We start from the raw sequence: 15,419 nt of genomic DNA, 5'->3' as shown, positions 1-15,419 counted from the left end.
GCAGACATGAGCACCGTTCCGAACCTGACACTCAACGACGGCACCCACATCCCCCAGCTCGGGTTCGGGGTGTTCCAGATCGATCCCAACGAGACCGCGGCCGCCGTGCGCACCGCGCTGGAACTCGGCTATCGCCACATCGACACCGCCGAGATGTACCAGAACGAGAAGGGTGTGGGCGAGGGTGTCCGCGACTTCGGCATCGACCGGGGCGAGGTGTACATCACCAGCAAGCTCAACAATGGTTTCCACAAGCCCGACGACGCGCGGCGCGCATTCGACGCGACGATCGACGCGCTGGGCTTCGACTACGTCGACCTGTTCCTGATCCACTGGCCGCTGCCGACGTTGTACGACGGCGACTTCGTGTCCACGTGGAAAACGTTGGAGGAGTTCAAGAACGACGGGCGCGCCCGCAGCATCGGGGTGTCCAACTTTCAGATCCACCACCTCGAACAACTCGCCCGCGACGCCGAGACGGTGCCCGCTGTCAACCAGATCGAGGTGCACCCATATTTCGCCAATGACGCGCTGCGCGAATACGGCACCGACCACAGCATTCTCACCGAGGCGTGGTCACCAATCGCCCAGGGCGCGGTGCTCGGCGACCCGGTGATCGGCGCGATCGCGGAGAAGATCGGCAAGAGTCCCGCCCAGGTGGTGCTGCGCTGGCACGTCGAGCGCGGCGACATCGTGTTCCCGAAATCCGTGACCCCCGAGCGGATCAAGGAGAACATCGAGATCTTCGACTTCGAGCTGAGCGACGACGACATCGACGCCATCACCGCACTCGACAAAGGCGAGGCCGGCCGCCGGGGCCCCAACCCCGACACCTTCGACTACATCCCGAAGTAGCTCACAGCCCGACGATCGCGAGCAGGTCGCGGAAGTCGGCGATCCGGAAGTTCGGCTCGCAACCATCGTGGTGCTTGGTGCCCTGGTCGGAGTCGTACATCACGGTCCGCATGCCGGCCTCGCGGGCGCCGAAGATGTCGCGATGCATGTCGTTGCCGACGTACACCGCTTTGTCTGCTGGCACACCCATCCCGTCGAGAGCGAAGCGAAACAGCCGCGCATCGGGCTTGCGGAATCCGTGGTCGCCGGAGACCACGATCGGATTGAAGAAGTCGGTCAATCCGACCTTGTGCAATTCCCCACGGGCGTAACTGCTCTGGCCGTCACTGACGATCGCCAGCGGGAAGTGCTCACGCAGCACCCGAAGCGTTGACCGAACGTGGGGGTAGAGCTTCAGCTTGCGCCGAGTGACCCCGCGGTAGATCTCGGCCAGCGTCAGCGGCAGTTCCGCCAGCCGCTGCGGGGGCAGGGCTCTGGTGTAGTCGCTGGCGAATTCGTCGATGATCGACTTCCAGATCCCGGGTCCGTCGAACTCGGGGTACGCCTCCTGACTCTGGCGTTGTTGGGCTTTCAGGCGCTGGAAATAAAGCTCGCGAATGTGGTTTCGGCGCAGGTCGATTCCCTGGTAGGTCAGGAAGTGGCCCACCGCGCGGAACGCTTCCTCGCGGTCGTCGTCGGTGCGGATGTGAGTCAACGTGCCATTCACGTCGAAAGCGATGGCGGCGACTTCCATGGCGATACGCGGCTTCCTAACGTCGAGCGGACGGAGCTACGAGGCCTGCAACAGCAACTTGGCCTTGCGGACGAGCCTCGAGCCGTATTCCTGTGAAATGTAGTCGTTGCGGGCGATTCTGAGCAGGTTCAGAGCCATGTAGTACGGCAGCCGGGTGGTGATCGACTCGAATGCCTGCCGCCGATCCGGGAAGTGGCAGCTGTACTCCCACAGGAAGTGGCCGAGGAAGGGCTCGGCCCGTTTGCTCGATCCGGTACCGAGCATGAATGCGTGCTGGAGTTCGCCGGCAACGCGGCCGACGTCGAACATCCGGTCGCCGCGCCGCATCCGCTCAAGATCGATCGCGGCCACGTCGAGTCCGTGGCCGAACAGGAAGTTGGCCGGCGTCGCGTCGCCGTGCAGCCAGACCTCCCGGTCCTGCCACATCGCCGGACGTTCCTGCCACAGAGCCTGAAGCCACAGCAGTTCGTCGACGTCCCACTGGCCGATTCGCTGGATCCGGTGCAGCTTGCCGACGAGCTGGCCGAAATAGTGGCAGTCGTCACCAAAGTCCACCGTCTTGCCGTTGGCGGTCCGATTATGTTGGGTGGCAAGGAAATAGCCGAGCGCCTTGAGCCTCCAGAACAGATGGGCGCTGTCATTGCCCTGGATACAGCGGGTGATCGCCTGGCTGAACTGTTCACCGGCGTAGAACTCGAGTGCGATCACGCCGTTGATGTCGGGGTCCACGCCCAGCGGACGGATCACGTGGTGCGGCGACCCGATCAGGTCGTAGCCGCGCAGCCGCTGCAGGCTGTCGAATTCGCGGTAGGCCATGCCACTGGCGCGATCGGAGCCGTACCGCGCCCCGTAGAACTTGCAGATGATCCGAGCCCGAGTCCGCTTCTCCTCATAGGCATACACCTCGTTGCTGCCGTGCAACCGGAATGCCCGAAACGCCGGCGACGAGGTGTGCACGCCGAGATGGTCTCGGCAGATGCCGCCGAGAAAACCATGCAGCCGGTCGTCACGACGGACGTAGCCGACGAAGTGTCCGATAACAGCGCCTCCCGATGGCCAGCGGCGAGGGCTGTGTTCGCCGAACGGTCACCAATCGTTCACACGATAGCGGTGACGCCCGGAATCGGCCTGCTGAGCGGATCAGTCCCGGCCGTCGAACTTCGACAGGTACAGCCAGGTCGGCCGGTACCCGAAGCGTTCGTGAAGCCGCACCGAACGCATTCGATTGCGAATCACAAAACGAAATCGACGCCGGCGCGGGAGTTACTCGAACTTTCCCTCGCCAGCGTCGATCTCGTTGAAAACCCTAGGCAGCCTTGGCGCGACGCTTCTCACGACGCTTGGCACGCACGGCCGCAATGGAGGACTTCAGCCCCCGGCGCGGTTGGTCACCGAGTTCGGCGAACATCCGCTCGCTGCGGGTCTCGGGTGCGTCGTCGGCGGTGTCGCGCAGGTACTTGTCCGGCAACGACAGTTTCGCGATCGTGCGCCACGTCTTGGCGTACTGCACCAGGAACGGCCCGCTGGTGTACGGCAGATCGTACTTGTCGCAGACCTGGCGCACCCGCACCGATATCTCGGCCAGCCGATTACTCGGCAGATCGGGATAGAGGTGGTGCTCGATCTGGTAGGACAGATTGCCGGTCATGAAGTCCATGGCCCGACTGCCGTCGATATTGGCGCTGCCCAGCATCTGGCGCAGATACCACTGACCCTTGCTTTCACCGACCATGTCTGTCTTGGTGAATTTCTCTGCGCCATCAGGGAAGTGGCCGCAGAAGATCACCGCGTTGGCCCACACATTGCGGATCACGTTGGCAATGGCGTTGGCAGTGGCCGTCGAGCGATAGGTGGCACCCGGAGACAGCGACGTGATCGCCGGATAAGCCACGTAATCCTTCAACAGCTGCCGGCCGGCCTTCGCGCCGAACTCGCGCACCCGGATGAGGGTGGCCTTGCGATCGTCACGGCCCTTGAAGATCTTGCCGAGCTCCAGGTGCTGCAGCCCGACGCCCCACTCGAAGCCGATTGCCAGAAGCGTATTGAACAGCAGATTGCCGTACAGGTTGAACGGCTTCCACCTCGTATCGCGAGTGACCCGGATGACGCCGTAGCCGACGTCGTCGTCCATACCGAGGATGTTCGTGTACTTGTGGTGCATGAAGTTGTGGGTGAACCGCCAGTGTTTGGACGCCCCGCCCATATCCCACTCCCACGACGAGGAGTGAATCTCGGGATCGTTCATCCAGTCCCACTGGCCGTGCATGACGTTGTGGCCGATCTCCATGTTCTCGATGATCTTGGCCACCCCCAGCGTCACCGTGCCGGCCCACCAGGCCGATCGCTTCGAGCTGGCAGTCAGCATCAGCCGCCCGGCCACCTCGAGCCCGCGCTGGGCAGCGATAGTGCGGCGGATATAGCGCGCGTCCCGCGCACCCAGGGAATCTTCGATGTCCTGGCGGATCGAGTCGAGCTCGACCGCAAGGCTGTCAATGTCCGCGTCGGTCAGATGCGTAAACGCGTCAACATCGGTAATTGCCATAAGTCAGGCCTCCCTTCTTGTGCCTACGCTACCGTAACCTACGTACCCGTAGGTTACTAGCCAGTAAACCTCAGACATCGACCACGCAGTCACCCGACGCGGCCGACACACAGGTTTGAATCCGAGTACCCGGTTCGTGCTCGACACCGGTCCGCAAGTCGCGAACGTGCCCCTCGACCAGCGGCACCACACATGACTGACAAATGCCCATGCGACAGCCGAACGGCATCTGCACACCGGCCTGCTCGCCAGCCTCCATCACGGATGTCGCCGCGTCGGCCGCGACCGTCTTGCCGCTGCGGCCGAAGGTCACCGTGCCGCCCTGCCCGTGCGGGGCCGCCCGGGATGCCGCGAACCGCTCGAGGTGCAGCTGCTCGCCGAGCCCGGCCTCCTGCCACACCTTCTCGGTCTCGGTGAGCATTCCCTCCGGACCGCAGGCCCAGGTCTGGCGCTGCCGCCAATCCGGAACAACTTCGTCGAGCTGGCGCAGATCCAGACGCCCCTGACTGCGCGTGGTGCGCACCGTCAGCCGATAACTGTCGTGATCACGAGCCAGTTGGGCCAGTTCGTCGGCGAACATGACATCGGATTCGGTTGGGGCCGAATGGATATGGACGATATCGCCGATCTGGCCACGGCGAGTCAGCGTCCGCAGCATCGACATCACCGGGGTGATGCCGGAGCCGCCGGTCAAGAACAGCACCGATGCCGGCGCGGGATCGGGCAGCACGAAGTTGCCCTGCGGCGCGGCCAGTCGGACGATCGTGCCGGGCGTCACCCCGCCGACCAGGTGGGTCGACAGGAAGCCCTCCGGCATGGCCTTCACGGTGATCGTGATGGTGCGCGAGCGACCGGCGCCGTCCGAATGCGGGCTCGACGTCAGCGAGTAGGACCGCCACCGCCAGCGTCCGTCCACCAGCAGGCCGATACCGATGTACTGGCCGGGCTGATAATCGAAGGTGAATCCCCAACCGGGTTTGATCACCAGCGTCGCCGAGTCCTCGGTTTCCCGACGGACCTCGATCACCCGGCCCCGCAACTCGCGCGCCGACCACAGCGGGTTGGCGAGCTGCAGGTAGTCATCGGGCAACAGCGGTGTCGTGATCCGCCCGAACAGCGCCCGCACGGCATCGATCGCGGGGTTGCGCCCCTCGCCTGCCACCGCCGGTCGCACGGTCTCTACCACGTTCGCACTGACTTTCACCTGGCTCTTCACCGTCACCACCTCCTGTCGCCGTTAACCTACGGTACCGTAACTTACGGTTCCGTATCTAGGCGTCAGAGCAAATCGAGCAGGAACGGCAGCTCCTGGTTGGCGTACCACGCCAGCGCGTGATCCTGGGCGTCGCCGACGACGAACTCAGCGTCCTCGTCACCCAGGTCGGCCTCGTCGATGACCGCGATCGCGGCCTTCACAGCCGGTTCGGCGTCGGCGACGTCAACGTAGGCGGCGACCACCTGCGACAGCGCAACCCGCCCGCTGATCCGCACCACCGCATCGTCGAGGTCGGGCCGAACAGTCGCGTCCGCATCGGCGACGAGGACCGCCCGGCGCAGCGGCAGCGCCTGGAAAGACGGGTCGGCCGGCGCGGATTCGGAGGCCAGCAACCGCATCGACGCCAGCGCCGCCTCCCCGATCGCCACCTCCGCCAGCTCCTCGTCATCGCCCTCGGCATAGGACTCCCGCAGAGTCGGCGTGACCGCGAAGGCCGTCCCGCTCAACGGCTGAATGGACCCGACATCGACCAACTGCTGCAGCATGGCCAATGTGGCCGGGATGTACACCCGCATCAGGGCAGATTAGTCCTCGCCTTAGTCCTCGTCGTCGCCGAGCAAGGTGGCCACATGGTCGGGGACGTAGTTGGCCAGTTCCCGCGCGGGCCGGACGTAGTTGCCCATTACCGGACGCTTGGGCAGGTCGACCTTAGGGTGGTCGACTTCGTGATAGTCGATGCTGGCCAACAGGTCAGCCATCATGTTCAGCCGCGCGTGCTTCTTGTCGTCGGACTCGACGACAATCCAGCGGCTGTTCGGAAGATCCGTGTGCACCATCATCTCGTCCTTGGCCCGCGAGTAGTCCTCCCAGCGGTACACCGACTCGAGGTCCATCGGGCTCAGCTTCCAACGCCGCAACGGGTCGTTGCGGCGGGACTTGAATCGGCGCAGTTGCTCGTCGTCGGACACCGAGAACCAGTACTTGCGCAAGATGATTCCGTCATCGATCAGCATCTGCTCGAAGATCGGGCACTGCCGCAGAAACAGGGTGTGTTCCTGAGGTGTGCAGAATCCCATGACCCGCTCGACTCCGGCGCGGTTGTACCAGGAGCGATCGAACAGCACGATCTCGCCGCGAGCCGGCAGGTGCTCGATATAGCGCTGGAAGTACCACTGGCCGCGCTCGCGTTCGGTGGGCGCAGGCAAGGCGGCGATGCGCGCGACGCGCGGGCTCAGATATTCGGTGACCCGTTTGATGGTGCCGCCCTTGCCCGCCGCGTCCCGACCCTCGAACACCACGACGACGCGAGCGCCGGTCGCCTTCACCCACTCCTGCAGCTTCACCAATTCCGTTTGAAGCCTGAATAATTCGGCTTCATAGATGTCTTTGGGAATCTTGCGGTTGCGCTTTTTGACCGTTGTTTCGCTTGACTCGCGCTTGCCCATCCGCCGAATACTAGGCTACTGAGCAGCTTCCAGCAGTTCGTCGAGCGATTCCGCCAACAGCGCGGGCAATACGTCGACATCGCTCATCGCGTCACGGTCGGCGTTGATACCGAAATACAGCATGCCGCAATACGACGTCACGCCGATGGCCAGCACCTGGTTGTGCAGCAGCGGCGGCACCGCGAAAATCTCCAGCAGCTTGGCCCCCGCGATATACATTTGCGACTGCGGCCCCGGGACGTTGGTGATCAGCAGATTGAATTGGCGCGCCGAAAACTGGGTGGCGACCCGGGTACCCATCGCGTGCAGCGTCGGCGGCGCGAAGCCCGACAGCGTCACGATGGTGCGCGCGTCGACCAGACTGGCCGCCGCCGAATGGGACTCGGTGGTGTGGGCAATCTGGGACAGCCGTACCACCGCGTTGCCCTCGCCCACCGGCAGGTCGACCAGAAACGGCGCCACCTCGCTGATGGCCTGGCCCGGACCGGTGGTTTCCAGCACAGCCTCGGGGTACACCGACGTCGGCGCCATCGCCCGCACCGTGGAGCTGTTGGTGACCGGCTCACCGCGTGACAGCAGCCAGTTGCGCAGTGCACCGGCGATCACGGCCAGCACGACGTCGTTGACGTCGCAGTCGTAGCGCGACCGCACCAGCCGGTAGTCGGCCAGTGAGCCGGCGGCGACGGTGAACCGGCGGTTGCGGGACACCTTCGTGTTCAACGGGCTGTCGGGCGCGGTGCCGCGGGCGACCGTGCGCGCGACGTCGGTCAGCCGGCGCGCCATGTCCACCAGCTCGCCGCTGTTGGTGGCGACCTCGCCGATAGCCGAACGGACGGCCTGCATCTGCACTCTCGGCCGGGCCAGCCATTCCCCGATCGCACCGACCAAGAGTTGTTTGTTGGTTGGTTCGCGGCCCGGGATCCAGATGTCCTCACCGAATGTCGGCGGCTTCTGAGTGCGGTCGGCGACGACGTGGCCGATCTCCAGCGCCGTCATCCCGTTGACGAGGGCCTGGTGGGACTTCGTGTAGATCGCCAGCCGATTCTTTGCCAGGCCCTCGATGAGGTACATCTCCCACAGCGGGCGCGAGCGGTCCAACGGGCGCGAACCCAGCCTCGCGATGAGCTCGTGCAGCTGGGCGTCGCTTCCCGGCGACGGCAGCGCGGAACGTCGCACGTGGTAGGTGATGTCGAAATCGGGATCGTCAACCCAGACCGGACGGGCCAGACCCAGGGTCACCTCGCGGATCTTCTGGCGATAGCGCGGGATCTGGGGCAGACGACGTTCGACGGTCTCGAGCAGAGTTTCGTAGCTCAGGCCGGAACGCGGCTTACGCACAATCGCCAGTGAGCCCACGTACATCGGAGTCGAGGTGTTCTCCAGGTGATAGAAAGACGCATCGGATGCTGACAGCCGGGTCACCATCGTTGCGACATTCCCATCGTCGAAGTAATCCCCCAACTCCGTCCCGACACGTTAACCGCCAACCCCCACGTCCCGCATCGCGGGTGCACACAGCGGTGCGGCAGGTGTCCACACCAAAACGTCAACTGTGCCATCATGTCGCCATCGGTTCGCCCCTCTCCGGCGACCGGTCCCCTGCCGACCGATCACTGGAGAGTGCCCATGTCCTGCGTCGTTCCCGTCGTCGATTACGAGCCACCCATGCTGCGCACCCCACCCCAGCGGGTGCGGCTGCTGCGGCCCCGCGGCGGCACAGCACCGCGCCGCCCCGCACCAGTTCCGGTCGAGACCGCCCCGATGCGCGCAGCGGCGGGATTCGCCGATGCGGCGCTGCGCCGAGTGCTCGAGGTGATCGACCGGCGGCGCCCCCTGGCGCAGCTGCGCCCGCTACTGGCGGCCGGACTGGTCGACTCGCTGCTGCCGGCAGTGGCCCGCCAGGAGGGCCGCGGAGCCGCACACCTGCGCCGGCTCAGGGTGCAGCCGGTGGGGACGGACGGGTCCGCCGCCGAGGTGGCGGCCACCTACAGCCGCAACGAGCGCACCCATGCGATCGCCTGCCGAGTCGAACAGATACAGACCCCGACTGGCGTGCGCTGGCAGGTGGTCGCGCTGCACATCGGCTAGCCGCGGCGCAGCGTCCTGCCGCCCTTGGCCTGCTTGCGGGCCGCCTCGCGACGCTCCTTGCGCGTGGTGCCCGCAGCCGCTGCCGCCTGCTTGGCGCCACCGTTGCGCTGCACCTCGGCCGAGCCGTCTTCGGCGGGGCCCGAGTAAGTCAGCTGGCGGGAGTCCTCGTCGTCGATTCCCTTGGCGCGCAACGCCGGCGCGGGCTCCTGCGGCTGGGCGGCCAAATCGGCCAGCCCCTGCGGGGTGTCGACCGGTGCCACCGTGGGCGACGGTGTCGCCTCCACCTGGACGTTGAACAGGAAGCCGACCGACTCTTCCTTGAGGCCCTCGAGCATGCCGACGAACATGTCGTAGCCCTCGCGCTGGTATTCGACCAGCGGATCGCGCTGCGCCATGGCCCGCAGGCCGATGCCCTCCTTCAGGTAGTCCATCTCGTAGAGGTGCTCACGCCACTTGCGGTCGATCACGTTCAGCAAGACGTTGCGCTCCAGCTGCCGCATGGCACCTTCGCCGGCCAGTGCGGTGATCTCGGCTTCCCTTGTGGCGTAAGCCTTTTCGGCGTCCGCCACCAGTGCGTCGAGGAGTTCCTCGCGGGTCAGCTCACCGGGCTCGCCGACGGCGTCGGAGTCGAGCAGGTCGTGGTGGTCGATGCCCACCGGGTAGAGCTGCTTGAGCGCAGTCCACAGCTGCTCGAGATCCCAGTCTTCGGCGTAACCCTCGGCGGTGGCCCCGTCGACGTAGGCGGTGATGACGTCGACCAGCATGTCGTGAGCCTGCTGCTCGAGGTTCTCGCCCTCCAGGATCCGGCGGCGCTCCTCGTAGATGACCTTGCGCTGCTGATTCATCACCTCGTCGTACTTGAGGACGTTTTTGCGGATCTCGAAGTTCTGTTGCTCGACCTGGGTCTGCGCGCTCTTGATGGCGCGGGTGACCATCTTGGCCTCGATCGGTACATCGTCGGGCAGGTTGAGCCGCGTCAGCAGGCTCTCCAGCGTTGCGCCGTTGAATCGCCGCATAAGTTCGTCACCCAGCGACAGATAGAACCGGGACTCGCCGGGATCGCCCTGGCGGCCCGAACGGCCACGCAGCTGGTTGTCGATACGGCGTGACTCGTGCCGCTCGGTGCCCAGCACGTACAGACCACCGACGTCGATGACGTGCTCGGCCTCTTCGGCGGCTTGCGCCTTGATCTTGGGCAGTTCCTCCTGCCAAGCGGCTTCGTACTCGTCGGGGGTCTCGATCGGGTCCAGGCCCCGCTCGCGCAGGCGCTTGTCCACCAGGAAGTCGACGTTGCCGCCGAGCACGACGTCGGTACCGCGGCCGGCCATGTTGGTGGCCACCGTGATCGCACCGCGACGGCCGGCCTCGGCGATGATGCCGGCCTCCTGCTCGTGGTACTTGGCGTTGAGGACGTTGTGCGGGACACGCCGCTTCTGGAACTGGCGCGAGAGGTACTCCGAACGCTCCACGCTGGTGGTACCGATCAGGACCGGCTGGCCCTTCTCGTAGCGCTCGGTGACGTCGTCGACGACGGCGATGTACTTGGCTTCCTCGGTCTTGTAGATCAGGTCGGTCTGGTCCTTACGGACCATCGGCCGGTTCGTCGGGATCGGGACCACACCGAGCTTGTAGATCTCGTGCAACTCGGCGGCCTCGGTCTCGGCGGTGCCGGTCATACCGGAAAGCTTGTCGTAGAGGCGGAAGTAGTTCTGCAGGGTGATCGTGGCCAGGGTCTGGTTCTCGGCCTTGATCTCGACATTTTCCTTGGCCTCGATGGCCTGGTGCATGCCCTCGTTGTAACGGCGGCCGATCAGGACGCGGCCGGTGAACTCGTCGACGATCAGCACCTCGCCATTGCGGACGATGTACTCCTTGTCGCGCTCGAAGAGCTCCTTGGCCTTCAGCGAGTTGTTGAGGTAGCTGACCAGCGGCGAGTTGGCGGCCTCATACAGGTTGTCGATACCCAGCTGGTCCTCGACGAACTCGACACCCAGCTCGTGCACACCGATGGTGCGCTTCTTGATGTCCACCTCGTAGTGGGTGTCCTTCTTCATCAGCGGAGCCAGCCGGGCGAACTCGGAATACCAGTGCGAGGCGCCATCGGCGGGGCCGGAGATGATCAGCGGGGTGCGGGCCTCGTCGATGAGGATCGAGTCGACCTCGTCGACCACGGCGAAGTTGTGGCCGCGTTGCACCATCTCTTCGACCGAGTGCGCCATGTTGTCGCGGAGGTAGTCGAAGCCGAACTCGTTGTTGGTGCCGTAGGTGATGTCGGCGGCGTAAGCGGCGCGGCGCTCGTCGGGAGTCAGCCCGGACAGGATCACGCCGACCTCGAGCCCGAGGAACCGGTGCACGCGGCCCATCCACTCGCTGTCACGTTTGGCCAGGTAGTCGTTGACGGTGACGACGTGGACGCCGTCGCCGGACAGGGCGTTGAGATAGGCCGGAAGCACACAGGTCAGGGTCTTGCCCTCACCGGTCTTCATCTCGGCGACATTGCCGAAGTGCAGGGCGGCGCCGCCCATCACCTGCACGTCGAAGTGCCGCTGGCTCAGCACTCGCCAGGCAGCTTCGCGCGCCACGGCGAAAGCCTCGGGTAACAGGTCATCGAGGCCTTCGCCGTCTGCGACGCGCTTCTTGAACTCGTCGGTCTTGGCTCGCAGCTCCCCGTCGGACAGCTTCTCTACGTCGTCGGACAAGGTGTTGACATAGTCAGCCACCCCCTTGAGGCGCTTGACCATGCGACCTTCACCGAGGCGCAGCAACTTCGACAGCACATTTTCCCCTGGAATAGACAGAGGGTGTTCCCCTGTGGATTGGAGGCTTAAGCGTTCTCCATCCTAGGTGACGCGCTGGTGAAGCCCGGCCAGCGGCGATCAGCCCAGCCGGATCAACCCGTAGTCGTAGGCGTGCCTGCGATAGACGACAGACGGCCGATCGCTCTCCTTGTCCTGGAACAAGAAGAAGTCGTGCCCGACCAGCTCCATCTCATAGAGGGCGTCGTCCACGGTCATCGGCCTGGCGGGATGCTCCTTGGTCCGCACGATGCGGCCCGGCTCGTGGTCGTCGAGCGCGACTTCCTGGACGGCGGACTGCTCGGGCTTGAAAGCCGCGGCGGCATCGATGAGCGGTGTGACCGCGGTGGCCTCGTGGAGCGATACCGGTGTCTTATCGCCGTAGTGGACCTTGCGCCGGTCCTTGGTGCGGCGCAGTCGGTTCTCGAGTTTGTGGACGGCGGCCTCGAAGGCTCCGTAGAAGCTGTCCGCGCAGGCTTCACCACGGACGACCGGCCCGCGCCCCCGCGCGGTGATCTCGACGTGCTGACAGTTCTTGCGCTGGCGGCGGTTGCGTTCGTGCTCGAGCTCGACATCGAAGCGGTAGATCGAGCGGTCGAACCGTTCGAGGCGAGCGAGCTTCTGCGCGACGTAGACACGGTAGTGATCGGGGATCTCGACATTGCGACCGCAGACCTGCACCTCGGCGTTGGCTTCGGATTCGGCAAGGTCGTCTTCGTCGGCGAGTAGTTGACCGGTGTTCACGGAATCGATTGACATGCTTGACAACTCGTTTCTGTTACGGGTTGCACGCGCAGTGGCGTGCCGGCCTGTCTTCGGTGGCTGCGCCGACAGGGTTGGCACGAGATTTCACCCGCCGGCGCTAGGGGTCGAGGAACCTCACCTCCTACCGTGTGTCGGCGAAGCGACGGGCCTGTGGGTGTAGGCCGCCCCCGTGATGTGTTCACGGTGTGTTGGCTCCGAAGGTAGTCGTTGTTCACGGGGTGGTGCCACCTTTTTGGCGCACCTGTTTCCAAGTCTTTCGACGCCCGTTACAGGGACCATCTACCGCGCCTGGTCAGGCGTGCGCGAGGGTGAGCACAGCCGTCACTTCTGCCCCTGTTTGTCGCAGCATCCGCACAGCTTCTCGGGCGGTGGCACCGGTGGTGACGATGTCGTCGACCAGCAGGACGTCGCCTGCGACCGCCTTTCTGATCTTGATGCGGCCGTTGAGATTGCGCTCGCGGTCTGCGCTCGTCAGGCCGACCGAGTCGCGGACCATCGCGCGTGTTCTCAGCGCTTGGGTGACCTCGATCTGCGGGTGTTCTCGGGTGGCCTTGACGGCGATGCGGGTGACGGGGTCACCGCCGCGGCGGCGGGCTGCCACGGCGCGGGTCGGCGCTGGGACGAGAGTGAACGGCGTATCAAGGATGCCCCAACTGAGCAGCTGGTGGATGCCGAGAGCCAAGGCGTGGGCCAGCGGTGCGATCAGGTCGCGGCGGCCATGCTCTTTGAAAGCGACGATGGCCTGGCGTCGGGGGCCGGCATAACGGCCGAGGGCGAAGACAGGCACGCCGGGGTCGACGCGCGGAGTGACGAGATGGGGTTCGTCGGTGTGCACTTTCAGTGTGGCGGCACACGCGTCGCACCATTTCGTCTTGTGCGCGCCACAGCCTCCGCATTCCAGCGGAAGGATGAGGTCGAGCATGGCTTGAGTGTGGCCCTTGTGGGTGACATCTGCGGAGTACTGTCCCCAGGCATGACGGGTTCGCTCGGATTCGTTGAGGCGAATGGGCTGCGGTTCGCCTATCTCGAGGAGGGCTCCGGTCCCCTGGTGCTCATGCTGCATGGCTTCCCGGACACTGCACATACGTGGGACGCCCTGCGCCCCCTCATCGCCGCCAAGGGGTATCGCGCGGTCAGTCCGTTCATGCGCGGCTATCACCCGAGCGGGTTGCCTCTCGCGGATGCCGATCAGGAGACGCTGGCGCGCGATCCGCTCGCCTTGATCGAGGCGTTGGGTGCGGATGAGGCGGTGCTGATCGGGCACGACTGGGGTGCCGGAGCCGCATACAGTGCGGCGGCGCTGGGACCCGACCGCGTGACGAAGCTGATCACCGTTGCCATCCCGCATCCCGCGACCTTGAAACCTGCGTTACGAAAGCTATGGGGCGTGCGGCATTTCGCGGTATATAAGCTTCCGGGGGCGGCGAAACGCTTCGCCCGCAACGATTTCGCGGCGCTGCCCGCGATCTGTCGACGGTGGTCACCGACGTGGAGCCCCGATCCGCAGGAGTTCAATGCGGTGCGGGAGTGTTTCTCGAGTCCGGGGAGTCTCGATGCGGCATTCGGCTATTACCGGAAGTTCTCACCACTGCCGTCTCCGTCGCTCAAGGTGCGGATCACGGTGCCGACGATCGTCTTTGCCGGACTTGACGATCCCCTTGCCGAGCCGTCGGACTACCGGCGCGCCGCGCGAATGTTCGACGGCGACTACGTCATTGAGGAAGTTCCCGGCGGGCACTTCATGCATCGAGAGCATCCAGAGGTGTTCGCGGAGCGGGTTCTTTTGCATCTTTGAAGCAGGCCGTTTTTTGTCGGTGGCTGGTGCTTTGATGGTGGTATGTCCTGGCCCGCAGCGCCTCCCGCGGCAGTCAACTCCAAGAAGCGTCTTGATGTGCTCTTTGAGGAGTTGGCGGAGCTGGCAGGTCAGCGTAACGCGATCGATGGGCGCATCGTGGAGATCGTCGCCGAGATCGATCACGATGGAATCTGGGGGGCGACGGGTGCACGTTCGGTCTCGGCAATCGTGGCCTGGAAGCTGGGTATCTCCTCGACGAACGCCAACACCATCGCCGCTGTCGCGCACCGACTCCCGCAATTCCCCCGCTGCACCACCGCGCTGCGGGAAGGCCGGTTATCGGTGGATCAAGTCGGGGTCATCGCCGCCCGCGCCGCTGACGGTTCCGATGAGCACTACGCCCAGTTGGCGTCAGTGGCCACGGTCTCCCAACTGCGCACCGCGGTGAAGCTGGAGCCGCGGCCCAAACCCGCCCCCTGGCTGGAACCGCAACGCGGCATCAAGAAAACTTCCAACGAAGAGTCCACCAGCTGGAAGATCACCCTGCCCAACGACGAAGCCGCCACCTTCGACGCCGCCCTGCAGTCGCATCACGACGCGCTGGTCGCCGACTGGAAACGCGATCACGACGATGCCGAGTGTGCAGAGAACTCGCCACCCCTGCCGAACACCACCGACGCGTTCATAAGCCTGGTCGAAGCCGGCTGGGACACCGACGTGGCGCGCCGTCCCCACGGACAACGCACCACCGTCGTCGTGCACGTCGACGTCGAACAGCGCGTCGCAGCACTGCATCTGGGGCCGTTGCTCACCGAGGCCGAGCGCCAGTACCTGAGCTGTGACGCTACCTGCGAGGTCTGGTTCGAACGCGACGGCCAACCCATCGGCGTCGGCCGCACCACCCGCACCATCAGCCGCCGGCTGCGCCGCGCCCTTGAACACCGCGACGCCACCTGCGCGGTCCCCGGCTGCACTGCCACCCGAGGCCTGCACGCCCACCACATCCAACACTGGGAAGACGGCGGCTCCACCGAACTGTCCAACCTGGTGCTGCTGTGCCCCTTCCATCACCGGGCCCATCACCGCGGCGACATCACCATCACCGGCCCCGCCGAGCACCTCACCGTCCTGGACTACGACGGCCAACCCCTCACCGCACGATCACTGGCCCGCCCACCCAACCAC

The 15,419-nt window shown here is 65.1% G+C and carries 14 protein-coding genes; 4 read left to right on the top strand and 10 right to left on the bottom strand.

Annotated elements, in window-relative coordinates; genetic code table 11:
• The first annotated feature begins 6 nt into the window (after window positions 1-6).
• Complete coding sequence (locus tag CG716_RS24620; protein WP_094483755.1) at window positions 7-855, top strand: aldo/keto reductase; 849 nt, start codon at window positions 7-9, stop codon at window positions 853-855.
• A gap of 1 nt (window position 856) precedes the next feature.
• On the opposite strand, the gene CG716_RS24615 is transcribed toward CG716_RS24620, so the two are convergent.
• From CG716_RS24615 to CG716_RS24585, 7 genes are all read right to left on the bottom strand, one after another.
• On the bottom strand, window positions 857-1,588 hold the full coding sequence (locus CG716_RS24615) for an HAD family hydrolase (RefSeq protein WP_094483754.1): 732 nt from the start codon (window positions 1,586-1,588) through the stop codon (window positions 857-859).
• Window positions 1,589-1,624: 36 nt separating this feature from the next.
• Window positions 1,625-2,545, bottom strand: coding sequence for a phosphotransferase (locus tag CG716_RS24610; RefSeq protein WP_094483753.1), 921 nt, complete (start codon window positions 2,543-2,545; stop codon window positions 1,625-1,627).
• A 349-nt stretch (window positions 2,546-2,894) separates the two neighbouring features.
• Window positions 2,895-4,130, bottom strand: a complete 1,236-nt coding sequence (locus CG716_RS24605) for a fatty acid desaturase family protein (RefSeq protein ID WP_094483752.1) — start codon at window positions 4,128-4,130, stop codon at window positions 2,895-2,897.
• Between the two features lie 70 nt (window positions 4,131-4,200).
• Window positions 4,201-5,346, bottom strand: coding sequence for a ferredoxin reductase (locus CG716_RS24600; protein ID WP_094483816.1), 1,146 nt, complete (start codon window positions 5,344-5,346; stop codon window positions 4,201-4,203).
• Between the two features lie 62 nt (window positions 5,347-5,408).
• Window positions 5,409-5,924: a DUF6912 family protein gene (locus tag CG716_RS24595; RefSeq protein WP_094483751.1), complete on the bottom strand. Its 516-nt coding sequence runs from the start codon at window positions 5,922-5,924 to the stop codon at window positions 5,409-5,411.
• 18 nt (window positions 5,925-5,942) lie between these two features.
• On the bottom strand, window positions 5,943-6,791 hold the full coding sequence (gene ppk2, locus CG716_RS24590; RefSeq protein ID WP_094483750.1) for a polyphosphate kinase 2: 849 nt from the start codon (window positions 6,789-6,791) through the stop codon (window positions 5,943-5,945).
• 15 nt (window positions 6,792-6,806) lie between these two features.
• A complete protein-coding gene (locus CG716_RS24585) occupies window positions 6,807-8,216 on the bottom strand; it encodes a WS/DGAT/MGAT family O-acyltransferase (protein WP_094483749.1) in 1,410 nt (469 codons plus the stop codon).
• A 201-nt stretch (window positions 8,217-8,417) separates the two neighbouring features.
• Here CG716_RS24585 and CG716_RS24580 point away from each other — a divergent pair, with 201 nt between their 5' ends.
• Window positions 8,418-8,879, top strand: coding sequence for an Rv3235 family protein (locus CG716_RS24580; protein ID WP_094483748.1), 462 nt, complete (start codon window positions 8,418-8,420; stop codon window positions 8,877-8,879).
• Here the strand turns inward: CG716_RS24580 and secA are convergent.
• The 3 genes from secA to CG716_RS24565 form a co-directional block, all read right to left on the bottom strand.
• Window positions 8,876-11,656, bottom strand: coding sequence for a preprotein translocase subunit SecA (gene secA, locus CG716_RS24575; RefSeq protein WP_094483747.1), 2,781 nt, complete (start codon window positions 11,654-11,656; stop codon window positions 8,876-8,878). The two genes, CG716_RS24580 and secA, sit on opposite strands and share 4 nt — an antisense overlap.
• 99 nt (window positions 11,657-11,755) lie before the next feature.
• Entirely contained in the window at window positions 11,756-12,433 is a 678-nt protein-coding gene (gene hpf, locus CG716_RS24570) for a ribosome hibernation-promoting factor, HPF/YfiA family (RefSeq protein ID WP_207760766.1), read from the bottom strand.
• A 298-nt stretch (window positions 12,434-12,731) separates the two neighbouring features.
• Window positions 12,732-13,361 (bottom strand): ComF family protein, encoded by a 630-nt coding sequence (locus CG716_RS24565; RefSeq protein WP_094483746.1) that lies wholly within the window; start codon window positions 13,359-13,361, stop codon window positions 12,732-12,734.
• Window positions 13,362-13,412: 51 nt separating this feature from the next.
• On the opposite strand from CG716_RS24565, the gene CG716_RS24560 reads away from it, so the two are divergent.
• A complete protein-coding gene (locus tag CG716_RS24560; RefSeq protein ID WP_094483745.1) occupies window positions 13,413-14,234 on the top strand; it encodes an alpha/beta fold hydrolase in 822 nt (273 codons plus the stop codon).
• 42 nt (window positions 14,235-14,276) lie between these two features.
• Window positions 14,277-15,419: HNH endonuclease signature motif containing protein (locus tag CG716_RS24555; protein ID WP_094483814.1), on the top strand; the 1,143-nt coding region annotated here is incomplete at its 3' end.

The organism is Mycolicibacterium sphagni, assembly GCF_002250655.1.
Taxonomy (GTDB): Bacteria; Actinomycetota; Actinomycetes; order Mycobacteriales; family Mycobacteriaceae; genus Mycobacterium; species Mycobacterium sphagni.
This window is presented reverse-complemented; position numbering and strand designations above follow the sequence as displayed.